This window comes from Lentibacillus salinarum (genome assembly GCF_042679865.1).
Lineage (GTDB): Bacteria > Bacillota > Bacilli > Bacillales > Amphibacillaceae > Lentibacillus > Lentibacillus salinarum.
On sequence record NZ_JBHTNH010000003.1, the window covers coordinates 197120 to 213837 of the forward strand.

Annotated in this window: 18 protein-coding genes and 1 riboswitch; of the genes, 3 read left to right on the forward strand and 15 right to left on the reverse strand. The window is 46.2% G+C overall.

Annotated elements, in window-relative coordinates; all coding sequences use genetic code 11:
- Position 1 precedes the first annotated feature (1 nt).
- On the reverse strand, positions 2–1546 hold the full coding sequence (locus tag ACFQ4A_RS04195; protein ID WP_382397890.1) for a spore germination protein: 1545 nt from the start codon (positions 1544–1546) through the stop codon (positions 2–4).
- A 241-nt stretch (positions 1547–1787) separates the two neighbouring features.
- On the opposite strand from ACFQ4A_RS04195, the gene ACFQ4A_RS04200 reads away from it, so the two are divergent.
- The 3 genes from ACFQ4A_RS04200 to ACFQ4A_RS04210 all read left to right on the forward strand — a co-directional run bounded on the left by ACFQ4A_RS04200 (position 1788) and on the right by ACFQ4A_RS04210 (position 4037).
- Entirely contained in the window at positions 1788–2288 is a 501-nt protein-coding gene (locus ACFQ4A_RS04200) for a hypothetical protein (protein WP_382397892.1), read from the forward strand.
- Positions 2289–2544: 256 nt separating this feature from the next.
- Positions 2545–3273 carry an ABC transporter ATP-binding protein gene (locus ACFQ4A_RS04205; protein WP_382397894.1) on the forward strand — a complete coding sequence of 243 codons (729 nt, stop codon included), beginning with the start codon at positions 2545–2547 and terminating at the stop codon, positions 3271–3273.
- Positions 3270–4037 (forward strand): ABC transporter permease, encoded by a 768-nt coding sequence (locus tag ACFQ4A_RS04210; RefSeq protein ID WP_382397896.1) that lies wholly within the window; start codon positions 3270–3272, stop codon positions 4035–4037. Before ACFQ4A_RS04205 ends, ACFQ4A_RS04210 begins: the two co-directional genes overlap by 4 nt.
- An 80-nt stretch (positions 4038–4117) precedes the next feature.
- Here the strand turns inward: ACFQ4A_RS04210 and ACFQ4A_RS04215 are convergent, their stop codons facing one another.
- The 14 genes from ACFQ4A_RS04215 to ACFQ4A_RS04280 all read right to left on the reverse strand — a co-directional run bounded on the left by ACFQ4A_RS04215 (position 4118) and on the right by ACFQ4A_RS04280 (position 16480).
- On the reverse strand, positions 4118–4594 hold the full coding sequence (locus ACFQ4A_RS04215) for a thioesterase family protein (RefSeq protein ID WP_382397898.1): 477 nt from the start codon (positions 4592–4594) through the stop codon (positions 4118–4120).
- A 34-nt stretch (positions 4595–4628) separates the two neighbouring features.
- Positions 4629–5600, reverse strand: a complete 972-nt coding sequence (locus ACFQ4A_RS04220; RefSeq protein ID WP_382397900.1) for a 3-hydroxyacyl-CoA dehydrogenase NAD-binding domain-containing protein — start codon at positions 5598–5600, stop codon at positions 4629–4631.
- Between the two features lies 1 nt (position 5601).
- Positions 5602–6495 carry a BKACE family enzyme gene (locus ACFQ4A_RS04225; protein WP_382397902.1) on the reverse strand — a complete coding sequence of 298 codons (894 nt, stop codon included), beginning with the start codon at positions 6493–6495 and terminating at the stop codon, positions 5602–5604.
- A gap of 101 nt (positions 6496–6596) precedes the next feature.
- Positions 6597–7136 carry a GbsR/MarR family transcriptional regulator gene (locus tag ACFQ4A_RS04230; protein WP_382397904.1) on the reverse strand — a complete coding sequence of 180 codons (540 nt, stop codon included), beginning with the start codon at positions 7134–7136 and terminating at the stop codon, positions 6597–6599.
- Positions 7137–7207: 71 nt separating this feature from the next.
- Complete coding sequence (locus tag ACFQ4A_RS04235; protein WP_382397906.1) at positions 7208–7855, reverse strand: ABC transporter permease; 648 nt, start codon at positions 7853–7855, stop codon at positions 7208–7210.
- A gap of 1 nt (position 7856) precedes the next feature.
- Positions 7857–8786 (reverse strand): osmoprotectant ABC transporter substrate-binding protein, encoded by a 930-nt coding sequence (locus tag ACFQ4A_RS04240; protein ID WP_382397908.1) that lies wholly within the window; start codon positions 8784–8786, stop codon positions 7857–7859.
- A 17-nt stretch (positions 8787–8803) separates the two neighbouring features.
- Positions 8804–9448, reverse strand: coding sequence for an ABC transporter permease (locus ACFQ4A_RS04245; RefSeq protein WP_382397910.1), 645 nt, complete (start codon positions 9446–9448; stop codon positions 8804–8806).
- 13 nt (positions 9449–9461) lie between these two features.
- Positions 9462–10616 carry a betaine/proline/choline family ABC transporter ATP-binding protein gene (locus ACFQ4A_RS04250; protein ID WP_382397912.1) on the reverse strand — a complete coding sequence of 385 codons (1155 nt, stop codon included), beginning with the start codon at positions 10614–10616 and terminating at the stop codon, positions 9462–9464.
- Positions 10617–11095: 479 nt separating this feature from the next.
- Complete coding sequence (locus ACFQ4A_RS04255; protein WP_382397914.1) at positions 11096–11353, reverse strand: YkvS family protein; 258 nt, start codon at positions 11351–11353, stop codon at positions 11096–11098.
- Between the two features lie 392 nt (positions 11354–11745).
- On the reverse strand, positions 11746–12525 hold the full coding sequence (locus ACFQ4A_RS04260; protein WP_382397916.1) for an energy-coupling factor transporter transmembrane component T family protein: 780 nt from the start codon (positions 12523–12525) through the stop codon (positions 11746–11748).
- On the reverse strand, positions 12509–14104 hold the full coding sequence (locus ACFQ4A_RS04265; RefSeq protein ID WP_382397918.1) for an ABC transporter ATP-binding protein: 1596 nt from the start codon (positions 14102–14104) through the stop codon (positions 12509–12511). Before ACFQ4A_RS04265 ends, ACFQ4A_RS04260 begins: the two co-directional genes overlap by 17 nt.
- Positions 14091–14696 (reverse strand): ECF transporter S component, encoded by a 606-nt coding sequence (locus ACFQ4A_RS04270; protein WP_382397920.1) that lies wholly within the window; start codon positions 14694–14696, stop codon positions 14091–14093. The genes ACFQ4A_RS04265 and ACFQ4A_RS04270 overlap by 14 nt, the downstream gene beginning before the upstream one ends.
- Positions 14697–14710: 14 nt before the next feature.
- Entirely contained in the window at positions 14711–15304 is a 594-nt protein-coding gene (locus ACFQ4A_RS04275; RefSeq protein WP_382397922.1) for a YkoF family thiamine/hydroxymethylpyrimidine-binding protein, read from the reverse strand.
- Between the two features lie 91 nt (positions 15305–15395).
- A riboswitch (TPP riboswitch) is annotated at positions 15396–15503 on the reverse strand.
- Between the two features lie 479 nt (positions 15504–15982).
- Entirely contained in the window at positions 15983–16480 is a 498-nt protein-coding gene (locus ACFQ4A_RS04280) for a flavin reductase family protein (protein ID WP_382397924.1), read from the reverse strand.
- Positions 16481–16718 lie beyond the last annotated feature (238 nt).

Consider the following 16718-nt stretch of genomic DNA (forward strand, 5'->3'; position numbering starts at 1 on the left):
TCTATGTGTCCCCTTTATTAACAGATTTACTGTCATCTGATTTCAGAAAAGATGGCCGCCTTGTTTGCATGGTGAGCGGTGCCCGTAATACAAGATCCTTCCAGTCCCTAAAAAAACTTGGAGAAAACGGTGTCGAATAAGGAACACCGATACTCTTTAAATTAACGATATGAATATTGATCATAATATAAACAAGGATGATCCCGTATAGCCCCAGTAAGGCAGCGGCCATCATGAAACCAAATCGCAGCAGCCGAAAGGAGATGGCCACACTGTAGGAAGGTATGGAAAATGAGGCAATAGCCGTAACGGCTACCACAATCACCATAATCGGGCTTACGATCCCAGCCTGTACGGCCGCATCGCCTATGACCAGCCCCCCGACAATCCCGATAGTCTGTCCAATTGTTTTTGGCAGCCTTGCGCCGGCTTCACGAAGCAATTCCATGGTAAAAGCCATAATTGCCGCTTCAATGGCAGCCGGAAATGGCACACCTTCCCGTGTTGCAGCAATTGAGAAAGCAAGTTTGGAAGGCACCATCCCCTGGTGATAGGACAACAGCGCGATATATAATGCAGGTAAAAACATGGCAAGAAACGCCGCGCCATAACGCAATGCTCTTAAAAAACTTCCGATCATCCAGCGCTCATAGTAATCTTCCGGCGATTGCAATGTGTTCCCCAATGTCAACGGGGCAGTCAGAGCAAAAGGCGTCCCGTCCAGGATGATGCCCACCTTCCCCTGCAGGAGGGCAGCAGACACTTTATCAGGTCTTTCGGTATTCATCAGCTGTGGGAAAGGTGATAGAAAGCTGTCTTCAATCCATTGCTCAATAAACCCTGATTCCGGTGCGTCGTCCATGTCGATCGATTCAATTCTTCGGTTCACTTCTTTGATCAGATCCGGATGAATAATCCCTTCGATGTAGGCTACAACCAACTTTTTTTTGGATCGACGCCCGATGTCATATGTCTGAAACCGTAAATTAGGATCGCGAATATGCCGGCGAATCAGCATTGTGTTCGTCCGTAAATTTTCAGTAAACCCTTCACGCGGACCACGGATTAATGATTCACTTACCGGCTCAGCGATGGCACGTGATTCCCATCCATTGGCGTCGATGATCAGTGCTTGATTGATGCCATCCAGATAAACCAGCGCGCTGCCGTATAAAAGACGATTGGTAACGTCGTCCAGATGATGGCCTTTACCGATATCAGCAACTGAAATGAGTGCGTTCTCCATTTCAAGCAAAACATGATCTTCCCTATAAGGCATATTGTCTTTTTCAGAAAACAGCTGAAGGTTTTTCATCACATGATTGTTGATTTGCCGCTTATCTGCTAGACCGTCAATATAGACAATGGCACAGCGATGGCTTGTCTGACCGAGCGAAAACTCCCGGATCACCAGATCATTTGGCTCTTCCAGCATCTGTTTTAATATAGCCATATTTTGATCAAGCGACTTTGTTAGCTCGGTCGGAAATGTATGTTCCTGGTCATCATGCTTTTGTCTATTTTTAAAAAAAGATTTGAATCTCATCTTATGACCTCATCTATTTCTGTCATCTTCCTTTGGTTTCCCCAAAACTTATGATTTATACGGTATAAGACGTTTCATACCAGCCAAACTAATGACAGTCCGGGATTGCTTGTCTGTGACCGTGAAAGGAGAAAGCATTGATGAGAAAACAACAGTCCATGATCCATTATCATCGTAACAGGGCAGCCATTATAAGCAGCAAGGCCCGCGTGACCATACGAAGCGGTCAAAGGTAAAACGAATGGCCAAAAAATATGGAAAAAATCGAGACAAACTTGAAATGCTGCTGTGGAGCGTTGCCCTACCCGGATTTGGACAGCTGTTAAACCGCAAATATTTAAAAGGCTTTTTACTAATTGCATTGGAATTTATTATTAATGTATTTGGGAACTTCAATAAAATCATTATTTTAAGCTTCCATGGTGAGATTCAGGAGGCCATCAATCAGACGAATTATGGATGGCTGATGTTTTATCCGTGTCTTTATTTTTTCGCCATGTGGGATGCTTATAAAGATGCTGAAGGGGAAAGTAAGCCTTACGCATTTGTGCCATTCGTATTTTCAGCCTATTTCGTCACAGTGGGGCTGATTTTTTCCCCCACATTCACTATATTCGGGATATTAATTGGCCCGATGTGGCTGCCGATGCTGGGAGGGCTTCCAACCGGTTTACTTGTTGGCGGTATCATTCGCTGGCTGCTGCTGAAACGACTGGAAAAAAACAAAAGCACTGCAACATAGCACTTCAAGCTTTAACAGCCCTGACTGACAGGAGCATGTTTAGAAAAAGGATCGTACCTTCAGGCTACATAAAGATCCTTTTTTTCTGTTCGGCTGTTCCCGCATCGTTGTGGCTTCTGTTAGCATGTTGATCACGGTGAATAAAAGCGACTTGAAAGACCGTCGGCATCGAAATATTATGTTTTGGCATTTATAATGGACAGGAGACAGTATTATAAGCGTGCACCTATTGTTGGTTGAAAAGGACGTGACAGATTTGACAGTTGAAAAAAACGCCGTAACCTTCGAAAAGGTGGATTATTCCGTTGAAGGCATACATATTTTACAGCAAATCACAGGGGAAGTCGCTGCAGGCAACATTACAACCGTCGTTGGTCCATCAGGTGCCGGAAAAACAACCTTGTTCAAATTATGCAACGGCCTGCAATCACCCAATTCAGGCAGCATTTATATCCAGAACCACCATATCGACAGTTATGACCCCATCGACTTACGCCGCAAAGTCGGTATTGCCCTGCAAAACGCCACGATGATCAACGGGACTATCTGGACAAACCTCGAGCTTCCGCTGAAATTGCAAAGTAAAGAATTGTCAGAGGACCGTGCTAGTGAATTACTGAACCTAGTTGGTCTGGAAGAAGCAGCCTTTCAAAAGAAAACAAAGGATTTATCCGGTGGGCAGCAGCAGAAGTTGTCGATCGCCCGCACGCTGGTGAACCAGCCGGACATTTTACTGCTTGATGAGATTACCTCATCACTGGATAGTGTCTCCCGCCAGGATATCGAAGAACTGATCGCCAATATTAATCAAGAGTATGGTACAACGATTTTATGGATTACCCATAATTTACAGCAGGCACTCGACATCGGGGATGACACGTGGGTCATGATGGACGGCGAAGTGGTGGAAACCGGGCCAAGCCATTTCCTGAAAAACCCGAAAAATGACCGGGTAAAACAGTTTGTGCGAGGTGAAATCGAATGAGCATTCTAACGTTGTCTCTCTCGCTATTATTCGTGATTATACCGCTTGTTTTATCCAAAGTCCTAAACCTTGGCCTGGAAAAGGATACACTTATTGCCTCCGTTCGGTCGATCATTCAGCTGTTGGCCGTCGGGTATGTTCTGCAATTTGTATTCGACTCGGGAAACATGCTTTATATCATGCTGATGGTCGTGCTCATGATTGCGGCCGCCACTCATAACGCTCAGAAAAAAGGGGCTGCCATCAAAGGGATTATTTGGAAACTTATCGTTACATTTATTTTTGTGGAAGTTTTGACTCAGGGTATTTTACTTGGTTTGAACATTACACCACCGACCGCGCAATACATTATCCCGATCAGCGGCATGGTTGTAGGCAACTCCATGGTACTGGCCATTTTGTTCCTTAATCGTTTCACGTCGGAAATTGAGACGCATCAGGACGAAACCGAACTGGTTTTATCACTCGGCGGGACACCGAAGCAGGCGATTCATTCGCAGCTGATCACGTCGATTCAGGCGAGTACGATTCCGACGATTGAAAGCCAGAAAACGATTGGTCTCGTCCAGCTCCCAGGAATGATGAGCGGGCAAATTATTGCCGGGGCTGACCCTGTCCAGGCAGTGCTTTTCCAGCTGCTTGTTCTTTTCCTATTATTGACGACGGCTGTGGTCACCAGCATCATGCTCGGCTATTTATCCTACCCGACGCTGTTCAATCAACGAATGCAGCTGTTAAGAAGTACAGATGACAATACGGAGTGAAATGGAGGGTCGAGGTTTAATAATAGGTATTTAAATGGCAAGAGAGGTTTCCCAATGAAAGGAAACCTCTCTTTACATCGCTACTTTTTCCGCCGGATGCCGATAACACGCCCGGCTTCTTTTGGTTTTTCAGTCGGTGTGTGATTTTTTGCAAGTTCCGTCAGCTGCGCGAAAATGTTATCCGGGAATGGTGCCGCCTTGCCGGCCGACTGGTCAATCCCCATCAGCATCTGTTCACTGGTGGCGGCACGTTTGCCGTTTTCGCCGAACAGTTCATAAAACACATGCGCCCGTTTGGCGTCATAATCAAGGATTTGCATGTGAACTTCAAGTGGTTCACCGAGCTTCATTTCATCCAAATAACAAACGTGCGTCTCCATTGTGTAGATTGTATATTGATACGCCTTGCGAAAGTCATCTGTGATGCCAATCAATGTCATAAAACGATCGACACCCCAGCTGAATGCCCGGACATATTCAGCATCGTTCATATGACCGTTATAGTCTATCCAGGCTTCAGGCACCGTGTCCTGAATAATCACTTTTGCTTCACCCATACCGGGCACGCCCCTTTCTAATTAAAATTTGATCTTACAATCGGCCTGACAAGTTAGCACCAGGCCAATATTTTTCCAGCAGCTGTTGTAGTTCAATCAAAAACTGGTCACGCCGCTCTTCCAGTTTTCCCATCTCCACATCACCGGTCTGTTCTTCCGCACCGGTCACAACTTTCTCGGATAGTTCATCCGTTAATTCAGGCGCTTCCAGTTTTGTCCACGGTAGCTTCAATGCCGGACCGAACTGTTCCAGCAAATGGCGCATGCCTTGCTTGCCGCCGCCCATATGCAGTGTCATGAATGGCCCCATCAATGCCCAGCGAAGTCCCGGGCCGTATATGATGGAAGCATCCACTTCTTCAGTTGTGGCCACACCATCATTCACGATGTGCAGAGATTCACGCCAAATCGCCTCCATCAGACGATCGGCGATATGCCCTTCAATTTCCTGCCGGACAATGAGCGGCTTCATATGCAAATGATCATAGAAATCCTTTGCTTTCTCAACGTAAGATGTTTCGGTTTTATCACCGCCGACAAGCTCAACCAGCGGGACGAGATAGACCGGGTTGAACGGGTGAGCGACAATCACACGCTCCGGATGATGCTCACAGTCTGATTGCAAACTGCTCGGCAGGATCCCCGATGTGCTTGAAGCGATGACGGCTTCTGCCGGCGCATACTGATCAATCGTCGCGATAACGCTTCGTTTCAATTCTTCCCGCTCCGGAACGTTTTCCTGAACAAAGTCTGCCTGTGCCAGGGCTTTTGGCAAATCTTGTTCAAAAAATAAATTGGCCTGTGAGGCGCCTTCTGCTAGGCCCATTTCTTCCATCTTCGGCCATGCCTGCTGAACTGCTTCACGCGTACGCGCTTCGGCTGCCGGATCGGGATCCGCAGCCGTGACATGGTAGCCGTTCGCTAAAAATCGTGTGATCCACCCGTTTCCGATGACGCCTGTCCCGACAACGGTGATGTGTTTGATTGATCCTTCTATTGCTGTCATGCTAGTCTTCCTTTCCATATGGGTTAAGCAAATTTAATTCTTTCCGTGCTTCAGCCGGTGTCATAATATCCGAGCCAAGGCTTTGCACAATGCCGACTGCTTTATCGACGAGCTGCTCATTGGTTGCCAGCTGGCCTTTTTTCAGATAAAGGTTATCTTCCAGGCCTACGCGGACGTTGCCGCCTTGAAGAACGGATTCTGCCACCATCGGCATCTGCATCCGGCCGATTCCGAAAGCTGCCCATCTGCCATTTTCCGGGATGCGACTCTTCATGTAGGACATCGTTTCAGCGTCTGCTGCCGCGCCCCACGGGATACCAAGGCAAAACTGATACAATGGATCACCATCAATCAAGCCCTCCTGAATCAGTTGATTGGCAAAACGGACGTGTCCTGTATCGAAACATTCCAGTTCAGGCTTCACACCGCTTTCCTGTACCATTTTCGCCTGATTCCGCAGCCAGTCAGTCGGGCTGACATACAGCATATTGCCAAAGTTGGTACTGCCGCAGTCCAGCGTGCACATTTCCGGCAGCAGCTTGCCAACCGGTTCATGGCGTTCTTCAGGTGTCTGGATGTCGGTTCCTTCACCGCCCCGTGTCGGGTCATCCTCACTTGGCACCCAGTCACCCCCGCCGCCTGAAGTAATGTTAATAATCACATCTGTTTCTGATTCGCGGATACGCTCCACAGCTTCCTGAAATAAATTGGCATCATGGCTCAACCCACCTGTTTTCGGATCACGGGCATGGATATGAGCAATCGTCGCCCCCGCCCTGGCCGCTGCAATCGCCGAATCGGCAATCTCTTTCGGGGTTACCGGTACGTGCGGGCTTTTGGCTGTTGTGTCACCTGCTCCCGTCAATGCACACGATAGAATCACTTTTTTATTCATTGCTTAACTCCTCCTGTCTATTTTCTATGAGATACCGAAATCGCCTAAATCGCCGATTTCTTCCAATCTGACTTCTAACCTCTGGCATCTGAAAAGACGCGTCAGCGTTTATTCTTAGGAACATGCTTGAAAATTTCACCGCTCTCAAAAAAGTCGGTTACCCGGCGGATCCAGTCATAGTATTCTTTCCAATCATGGAGCTCAGCCAGCAGTTCATCAATGGCCTGTTCATTTTCCTTCGTCAATTCCTGGTTCTGCCGCAATTCATCCATTTTTTTCGTGAGCCGTTGTTCAAAATTGCGGCTGCGGTTGATCGCTCGCTGCCATGTTGATGTAAAAAGTGAGATAAACGTCTGATAATAATCTTCTTCAACCTGATATAAGTCTTTCCGGACGCCTTTTTTAAATACACGTTCAGCAATATTCATATCAATCATTTCCCGGACAATCTGGCTCATCCGGGTTTTGCTCATCCCGGTTTCGGCAGCCAGTTCATCCAGCGTCATGGGTTCTCTGTTCATATAAATGATGCCAAGAACACGGCCGACGCTTGTCGGAGCGCCAAAAGCATTCATGTTGTCGGTTATTTTTTCAACAAATTGCGTTTTGACATCTTCTATTTTTTCGTTTTGATTTGCCATGTCAATCTCCCTTTTTCGGCATGTTTGCATCAACATTATCACATCATCACCATCGACCCCGCAACGTGTGATCAGGATGCCTGGCCGGGCTGCAATCTGCGCTCAATCCATCCCAGAACCAAATCAGCGATAATGGCCATCAGGGCTGTCGGAATGGCGCCTGCCAGAATAATGGCAGTTCCATCTGTGGCGTTAGTTCCCGTCACAATAATCGCACCAAGCCCTCCAGCGCCAATAAACGCGCCGATGGCTACAATCCCAATGCCAATTACAAGTGCTGTCCTGAGGCCAGCCATGATCACACTGACAGCAAGCGGCAGTTCAACCATCCGCAATAGCTGGAATCGGGTCATGCCCGAAGCGTATCCTGCTTCTGTGACCGTCTTGTCAACGTCTTTCATGCCAACGTACGTGTTTTGGGTAATCGGCAAAATGGAATAAAGCACTAGTGTCACAATGGCTGTATTTGTCCCGAGTCCCATGACAATCATGATAACTGCCATCGCCCCAAGTGCCGGGATGGTCTGTATAATGCTCCCAATGGCCAGCACCCAGCTGCTCAATTGACCATACCTGGCAATCAGGATACCGAGCGGGATCGATATGATGGCCGCAAATAATACACCGTACACCGCCATCAGAAAATGCCTGTAAAACTCTGTCCAGATATAGCCGCCATTGGCACTGACATACTGAATGAATTCCTGTATGGTATCCATATCAATTCCCTCCTTCTCCGGTATCTTCAAAGTAGTTATTTGCCTGCAGGAATTGCTTGGCAACTTTCCGCGGGTTGATACGTTCAACATCTGCCTTGTAATTCAATTCCTGCATTTGTTCGGTGGTAATCTGATTTCCAAGACGTTTTGTGATCTCTTTGATTGCCGGATATTTTTCCAGAAGTTCATTATTGATGACCGGTGAGGCGTCATATGGCGGGAAGAATTGCTTGTCATCCTCCAGCACCTTTAAATCAAATTCTTTGATCTGGCCGTCTGTTGAATAGGCCAGGACAACATCCATATTGCCGGTTGCCGCTGCCTGATAGACGAGTCCAAGATTCATTGGGTAAACATCACCAAAGTCGAAATAAGTCTCTTTGAACCCGTCGTAACCATCACCTTCCCGGTTAACCCAGGCATTATCAACGCCAAAACGCAGATCGTCAGCAAACGGCTTGAGATCGGATACCGTTTCAATATTATTCTCGTCGGCAAATTCTTCCGTAACCGCAATGGAATAACTGTTCTCGAAGCCATATGTTTCTGCCCACGTTTGATTGAATCGGTCCTGAAATTCATGTTCCACCGTTCCCAGCGCCTTTTCCGGATCCTTGATCGGCGCCATATCAAGCGCACCAGCTATATCTGTCCCGGTATAGCGTGTGCTGGATATGTCAATATCCCCGCGTTCCATACCTTGATGCTGCACAATCGATGACCCGAGTTTTGTCACAAGATCAGTTTTGGCATCTGTTTCCCGTTCAATCATAATGGCCAGTATTTGCGCCATGATTTCCGATTCCGATTGTGTGAGCGAACCAATTTTAACCGTATTTTGTGATGTACCTGCCAGACCAGGTAATGAACAGCCGGTGAGCATCACCAACAAAACCAATATCATACTCACCCTATATAACGTTTTTATCATCTTGTTCACCTCCACCATTATGCCGTCTCATAAGAATCTTTCACCCCATCAGGTGTGAGTTTACTTTCCATTACAGCAAGCGATCGATCCGCAATGACAGCCAATATCGTGGCTGGAATGGTCCCTGCCAGAATCAATGATGGTTGATAGAGATTCAGTCCATCAAAAATGAAATCACCAAGACCGCCACCACCGATGAATGCCGCCAGCGCAGCCCATCCGATCAAGTAAACCGTTGACAGGCGGATGCCGGCCATAATCACCGGAAGGGACAAAGGCAGTTCCATTTTGATGATGGCCTGCCAACTGTTCATGCCCATGCCTTTGCCTGCTTCAACGACACCTCTATCAACGTCACGAACACCGATATAGGTATTACGTAAGATTGGCAATAATGAATAGAAAAACAACGCCAGAATCGCAGGGATTTTGCCGATCCCGATCAGCGGAATGAAAAAAGCGAGAATCGCCAAACTAGGAATGGTTTGTAAAATGCCAATAAATGATATCAACCGATCCGCAACATTCGGAATTCGTGACAGCAAAATGCCAAGTGGTACAGCTACAATGACACCAAGCAGAATGGCTGCCAGCGAAATATAAAAGTGCTCCCAAGTTTTAATGAGAAGTTCGTTTCCATGTTCTGCAAAAAATTCCATCATAGTCACCCACCTCCTATTCTGCTGCAGCTGCTATTCCATCCAGCTCCATCCCGTCGCCCCAAATCGTATCATAAACGAGATTCGCCAGTGTCGCGCGTGTCACAATGCCTGCCAGTTTATCCCGCTCATCGACAACAGGCACATATGTCGCACCACGGCGCAGGATTTTGTGGACCGTATCCCGCAACAGGCTATCCTGGTACACTGAAAAGATATTGTTCGCCATAATGGCATCAACATAATCGGCTTTTTTATAGTTCAGGTTAATGGCTTCAATATCAATAAATCCTTTTAAGACATTATCGGCATCAACGACAAGCAACGAATCAACATGCCTGTCACGCATCGTGGAAATGGCGGATCTTAATGTTGTGCCGGTTTGGACGGTAACCGGATAACTCGCCATAATCTGACCAACCGTTGTAACGTCCGGGCGCCCTTGAATTAGTCGATCTTTGCCAAGGAACTCTTCTACAAATTCATTTGCCGGGTTCCGGACAATTTCATCCGGTGTGTCCGCTTGAACGACTTCCCCGTCACGCATAATAACAACACGGTCGGCAAGCTTTAATGCTTCATCCATGTCGTGTGTGACGAAAACAATCGTCTTATCCAGTTCTTTTTGCAGCTTTTTGAATTCCTCTTGCAGTGAATCTCGCGTAATCGGGTCAAGGGCCCCGAATGGCTCGTCCATTAAAATCAATGGGGGATTCGCCGCAAGCGCACGTAATACGCCAATACGTTGCTGCTGGCCACCACTTAATTCATGAGGGTACCTGTCAAGATAATCTTCAGGCATATCAACCAGTTTCAGCAGTTCACGCGCCCGTGCGTCTTTCTGCTCTTTTGTCCATTTCAGCAACGTCCCGACCAATACGATATTTTCCTTAATCGTCATATGCGGCATCAGACCTATCTGCTGGATAACATAACCGATCGATCGGCGCAGCTCAACCGCATTCTGCTCCTTGATATCTTTACCGTCAACAAGAATGCTGCCATCTGTAATATCAATCAACCGGTTAACCATCTTCATCGTTGTTGTTTTACCACAGCCACTCGGGCCGATAAAACAGACAAATTCACCTTTTTCGATTTTCAAATTCAAATGACTGACGGCTGGTTTACCGTCACCGTATCGTTTTGTCACATGATTAAACTCTAGCAATGTATTACACCTCCGTTATTACTTTCGCCGAAATCACTTTTTCAAGTATACGGAAAATGACTGCTTGAAGAAAACAAGCAAATAAGTCCATAAACTTTTAAAAATGTATACAATATTAATTGTATAAAGTTCACAAAGTTTATATCGTAAAATTCCTCTAGATTTCGACAGATTCCTCATCTATCTGATTCCTAAAAAATTCAAATTGCCTCTTACGGCAACAATCGAAAGCCAAAATAAAAAAGGGGCATGATGAAAAAAATTTCTCTCATCATGCCCCTTTTTTGGGGTTTTATTCGATTGTAGGGGTGAAGGCGACATCCATCATTGAAAGAAAGTTACATGACGTATCTCGTTTTTCGTCCATGATGCCTGCCTGTTTATGATTCAAGTGCCACACAATTTATGCTAAACGCTGGTTATTAGTCGCGAATGTATCTTGCCCAAAATAAGCTAATCAAATGCTAATGGTTTTGTTCTCATCCAAACACACGCCTTAGACGGTCAGCATTCTCATTGTCAGCAGACGTATTTTCGACAATCCTGTATTTTTTATGACTGATCACCGTGTTCGGATATCCGTAGTTAATCGTTTCATAGTCTTTCATATCGGATATATCAACAATAATACTGTTCTTCGTTTTCGATGGCAAGACCTTTCCTTTGACCATCTTGCCACCTTGTTCAAACGCGATAATGTCACCAGGTTCAGCCTTTTTTCTATCCGGTACAAACATTTCGTATCTCCTTTGGAATGCGTCATGCCAGTCCATTCGCTTTTGTTACCTTTATAAACAATCTGGTTGTCAGATTGTACGTTCATTCTAAATGACGATAATGGCAAGAGTTTGGTGAATTTGTGGCATAAGTTTGTAATTTATCAATCCAAACGGCTATCTAATCATGATGTTCGCACAACATGATTAAAAACATGAAAAAGGTTTCCACTAAGCGCAGGTACTCAATGGAAACCTCCTATACCGCAACATTGTCAGGTTTTGCACCTGCATCCACGCTGAATTTCAATAACCGGTCCTTGACTCATTAAATTTTTCCCTGTCTGTTAACGAATGATTTAAACTACTGCTATACTGTGATAGCAAAACGTTTATCACTCACGCATACTCTATCAAAATTGTTTGCCAAATATTTTCAAATACCCCAGATAATACGATAATACAAACACTGTTATTAACGTTCCGATCATCAGTGCAAAGAACAGCCAGTCACGCTTTCCGACAGTCAGTTTATGATAATGCGTGCGGTCAGGATCACCGGTAAAGCCTTTGGATTCCATCGCGATGGAAACACGCTCGGCCTTCCGAATGCCGTTAGCCAGAAGCGGAATGGCATAACGGCGGAATTGATTAACTCTACCTTTGATTCCGCGCGCTCGGCTGACGCCACGGATGCGGTGTGCCTGCCTGAGTATCTGCAACTCATGCTGGAAGACGGGCAGAAAGCGGTAACCGGCCAGGATACCGTATGTGATCTTCGGAGGCAACTTACATTGCTGCATGAAACTGAGCATCAATTTGGTCGAATCTGTCGTCAGAATGAACATCAGCGACAGCGCGCCGAAACAAAGGGACCTGAGTGCCAGGCTGATCCCGGTCTCGATACTGCCCGTCGTGATCGCCAGATTCCACAGCGTGAAAACCACTTCCCCCGTAGAGAAGGTCTGATTGGCATACAGAACAGTCATCCAGGCAAAACTCAAAGCAAGGATAAGAAACGGGGTGAAAAGTTTCAGCCAACGGAGAATCGGAATGTCTGTCATGGTACATGTGACAGCTAGAATAAACATAAAATACAATAACGGTGTCAACACATCATAGGTAAGACCGAGCAGTACGCCTGGAATCAATACCGCAAATGCTTTGATGGATGGATTAATGGATGAGATCATACAACTCACCTTCCTCCACGCTTTTCCGAAGTCTTGCCGGCAGTCTTAGCCTCGCTGCCTGAAGAAGTTCCCCTTCCTTCCATAGAGAAGCCGGCCTGTCAGAGAATGCCACTTTCCCTTGTTTCAGAACCACGACACGGTCGGCAGCATCAACGATATCCATATCATGGGTGACAAACACAATGGCTATCCCCTTGGCTTTCAACGCCATAACATAATCCATCAGCTCCAACGTTGTGGCAGCATCCTGTCCGAATGTCGGTTCATCGAACAGCAGAATATCCGGCGTCTCCTCCAGAACGGTCGCCACACTGAGCCTTCGTTTCTGCCCGCCGCTTAAAGCAAATGGATTGTTGTTTCGGTACGCTTTTAAATGGAATTGCTCCATCAGATGATCCGCAGCGCTTTCCATCCCCTCGTCGGCATAGCCGTTGAGCTTCATCCCGAAGGTTAACTCCTCATAGACGGTATCCGTGATGAACTGATGCTCTGGATTCTGAAAAACAAAACCCATGCGCTTTCGCAGGTCTTTCTCCTGCCATGTCCCCAGCGGGCGGTCAAACAGGGAGATAGTTCCAGCACACGGGTCTAGGAGGCCCGCCATCAGCTGAAGCAGGGTGGACTTCCCTGCTCCATTTTCCCCAACGATAACCACAAGCTCCCCGCCACAGACATTCATGCTCACATTCTTCAGTACCTCTTGTTTACGGCGGGAAAAGGACAGACCGCGGACAGAAAGAACGTTTTTCTCTGACGGCACAATCCGCGCCCACTTTTCCCGAAATGCGGGGCTATCGGAATACGCATCTGGCAAAAAAATCCCTTCTTGTTCCAAAATCTGTTTTTTCTCTGTGAACAACCGCTCCGGCCTATCATCTGCCAGCAGTTGTCCATCCCGGCCGATTACTAGTACCCGGCTGATAAGATCAAGCCAGTCATCAGCTTGATGTTCGATGATCAGAACAGATAGTTGCCGCTCTTTCTGGATTTTCCCCACCAATTTGATGAATTCCAGACTTGATACCGGATCGAGGTTTGCCGTCGGTTCATCAAGGATCAGCATTTCCGGCTCAAGCAGGAGGACGGCAGCGAGGGCAACCTTTTGCTTCTGTCCGCCCGACAGTTCATGGATTTTATTGTTTTCAAAACCTTCCATTCCGACTGCTTTCAGTACAGCTTTGATTCTCCCGCGGATCGCAGGAGCGGGAATCTTCCTGTTTTCCAGGGTGAATGCCAGCTCATCCTCCACCGTCATCATGCAGAACTGGCTTTCCGGGTCCTGAAAGACAATGCCGATTTCCTGTGTCAGCTCTCCCCTCTCAAATTCCGAAATATTTTTTCCATAGAAAAGGATATCCCCGGAAGCCGTTCCCTCGATGGCTTCCGGATACAACCCATTTAGACAGAGGGCGAGACTGCTTTTCCCGGCACCGCTTGCGCCCATCAAGAGGGTTACGTCATTCCGGTTCAACGTGAAACGGAGCCCATCGAACAATGGCTGTTCATCGATTTCCCCATAGGAAAAGGAAAAGTCACGCACCTCAAGTATCGGCTGCTGCCGTCCCTCAAGCACTTTCATATTGCCGCTTCCTTTGCAATGCTTTCCCTAAAGCATATCCGCGGAGCACCCCGGTTTTGGCAAGCTGATCACTGAGCCATTTACCAAGAACCCCTGTAATCAACGCACTGCTGATGATGCGTACGATCAGTGTCGAGCCGATCAGCCATGGCGCGAGTGCAATCATGCCAGCCGAGTAGAGATGCCAGGCAAAACTGAACACGGCGGCAGATATACCGGCAAGAACAAGAACACGCAGACGATAATCGTTCCACCTGGTAAGCGCGAAGACAAACTCTGCCCCTGCCCCCTGGATGGCGGCAGAAAGAAGCAGACCGGGGCCTGCCGCTGAACCGAGTAGGATCTCGATCACCCCTGCAATCACTTCAGCAGTGAAGGCGACCCCGGGTTTTCGCAGGATGTAAGCCGCCATGATTGAGACAATAAACCAGACACCATAGATGATCTCGTAGCCAAATGGTGCAAGGCCGAATGGTGCAAGGATATTACGAATCCCTTCCCCAACTAGGAAAAATAGGAGATAAATAATCCCGAAGACGACTCCTAAAATGGACATCAGGACAATTTCTTTTAGTTTCCATTGCTTCGTCATAAAATCGCTCCCCCTTATGTCTTATTGGACGGGCTGTTTGCTGAAATGGTAAACGTCATGGTTACATGGGAAACCTTCTCCTGCACACTGTCAAAGGACTGATGTAGCGCCTCAAAGATGGCCTTCACATCTCCATCCAATCTTGTTGCATAATGGGAAGCGCTCACCTCCACATTGCGGTGTTTGGAAAGGTCAATCTGTTCATAGATAGTATCCATATAATCCTCTCTACCCATTGGATATAGAGAAAATTTGCAGCCCGCTTGCTGAGAAATCTGTTTGGATGTCGCTTCATTCAGCGGTGTCTCAGCCCCATCCATATAGGCATCTGCCTCCGTATCCCCCGGGCAGCCGATGGAAAACGTGCCGCTCATCGCCACATGCTCCCCCGTATTTGCCGCATGCAGGAAAAGCGCTTGCGTCACATCGAAAACATGCTCCATCTTTCCACGCACACAGGTGCTCACATCATCCGTTTTTTTCCAGATGTTTGACGTATCCACCTCATCCAGCGCTCCCATAATAATGTCAACGAACTTGTCACTCATTGGGAGCAGCGTAAACTGGCACCCCGCAATTCTACTTGTTCCGCAGCTGTTGTTTTGCATGTTTCTCCTCCTTCTTGATTGTTACTACAAAAAAACTGCACTCCCGAGGGAATGCAGTTTACACGTATATACATAATCACGTTTATTTATTATACAGTGAACTGCACTTCCCCACGCTGGTATTATCCAGTTCGGGTTCAAAGGGTCAGACGAAGAATCCTCTCAGCCACCAATTCCGGCAGCTCCCCTAGTGCTTGTCGGTTATGCAGTTTTCCATGTATCTTCATGATAAATAGTTTTGTGAATTTTGTAAAGGGGTTAGTTATTACGCCTATAAGACCACAGGCTCTGCTACCTGTTTAATGATGCGCGGATATGCAAACCAACTATCAAGTTGTGTCTATGCCTGGCACCCTATTTTTGAATTGAACAGGTGATTCAATTTGTGAAAGAAAGATATCCCGAGCTTAAGATGAAATCCGCACATTTAACGATCAATCACCTGTCAAGCTTCCCGTGAGGATTCTTTTGTGCAGCTCGTTCAAAACACGGTAAAGCTTGAGGTATGTTCCGGGTTTTGCTCATGTATCAAGCAGCTGGTTTGCCTATCCATTATTCGCTTTATATTCCATCTTTTATTTACAAATATCCTCACTCTTTATTGAAGAAAAACTTATAATCTTGACGATGTCCCCATGTACTTGGAAAAAGAAACGCACTTTTATGACACAGCGTTTCTTATTTGAGACGACGCGCCTGTCCCACTGCCTCCTTTTCAGCCAATGAACAATAGCGTCCTCCATAGAAAATAAGAGGATCTTTTTCTTCAACGTTAATGTCGTTCACCTTCCCAAAAAACAATGTATGATCCCCTTCCACATGTTCCGTTACGACTTCACAAGAGATCTGTGCTAATACGCCAGGTAAAACTGGCTTACCATCAAGCCAATCAAACTCAATTTCCGTTTCACATTTCAGGTTCCCGGAAAAAATTCTTGATAATTCCTCTTGATTGGACGCTAGTATATTCACGGTGAACGCACCACTTCTCTTCAATTTACTAAGCATATGGACTTTTTCTCCAATTGAAATCGTCACTAACTTTGGACTAAGCGATACAGACATAAACGCATTGGCCGTCATGCCATGAACGTCGTCCCCATCCACCTCAGTCAAAATAACCGTAACACCTGTTGCAAACTTCCCCATCGCATTTCTGAATTGGTCAATATCCATTTATTTTATCCCTCCATTTTTTCAACAGTAACACCACTTGATTTAAGTCCACATATTTTTCGAATGTATTTAAATCATTTTACAAACTACGATAGATATATAGTAATATATGCTAAAACATATTATTCTGATTTGTCAACTTGGTATAAAAATAAAATGAACTATTGAAATTTTTGATAAACCATGAAATAATAATCCTTATAATTCACATAATTTTTATATGTTTTATTAAAAATGA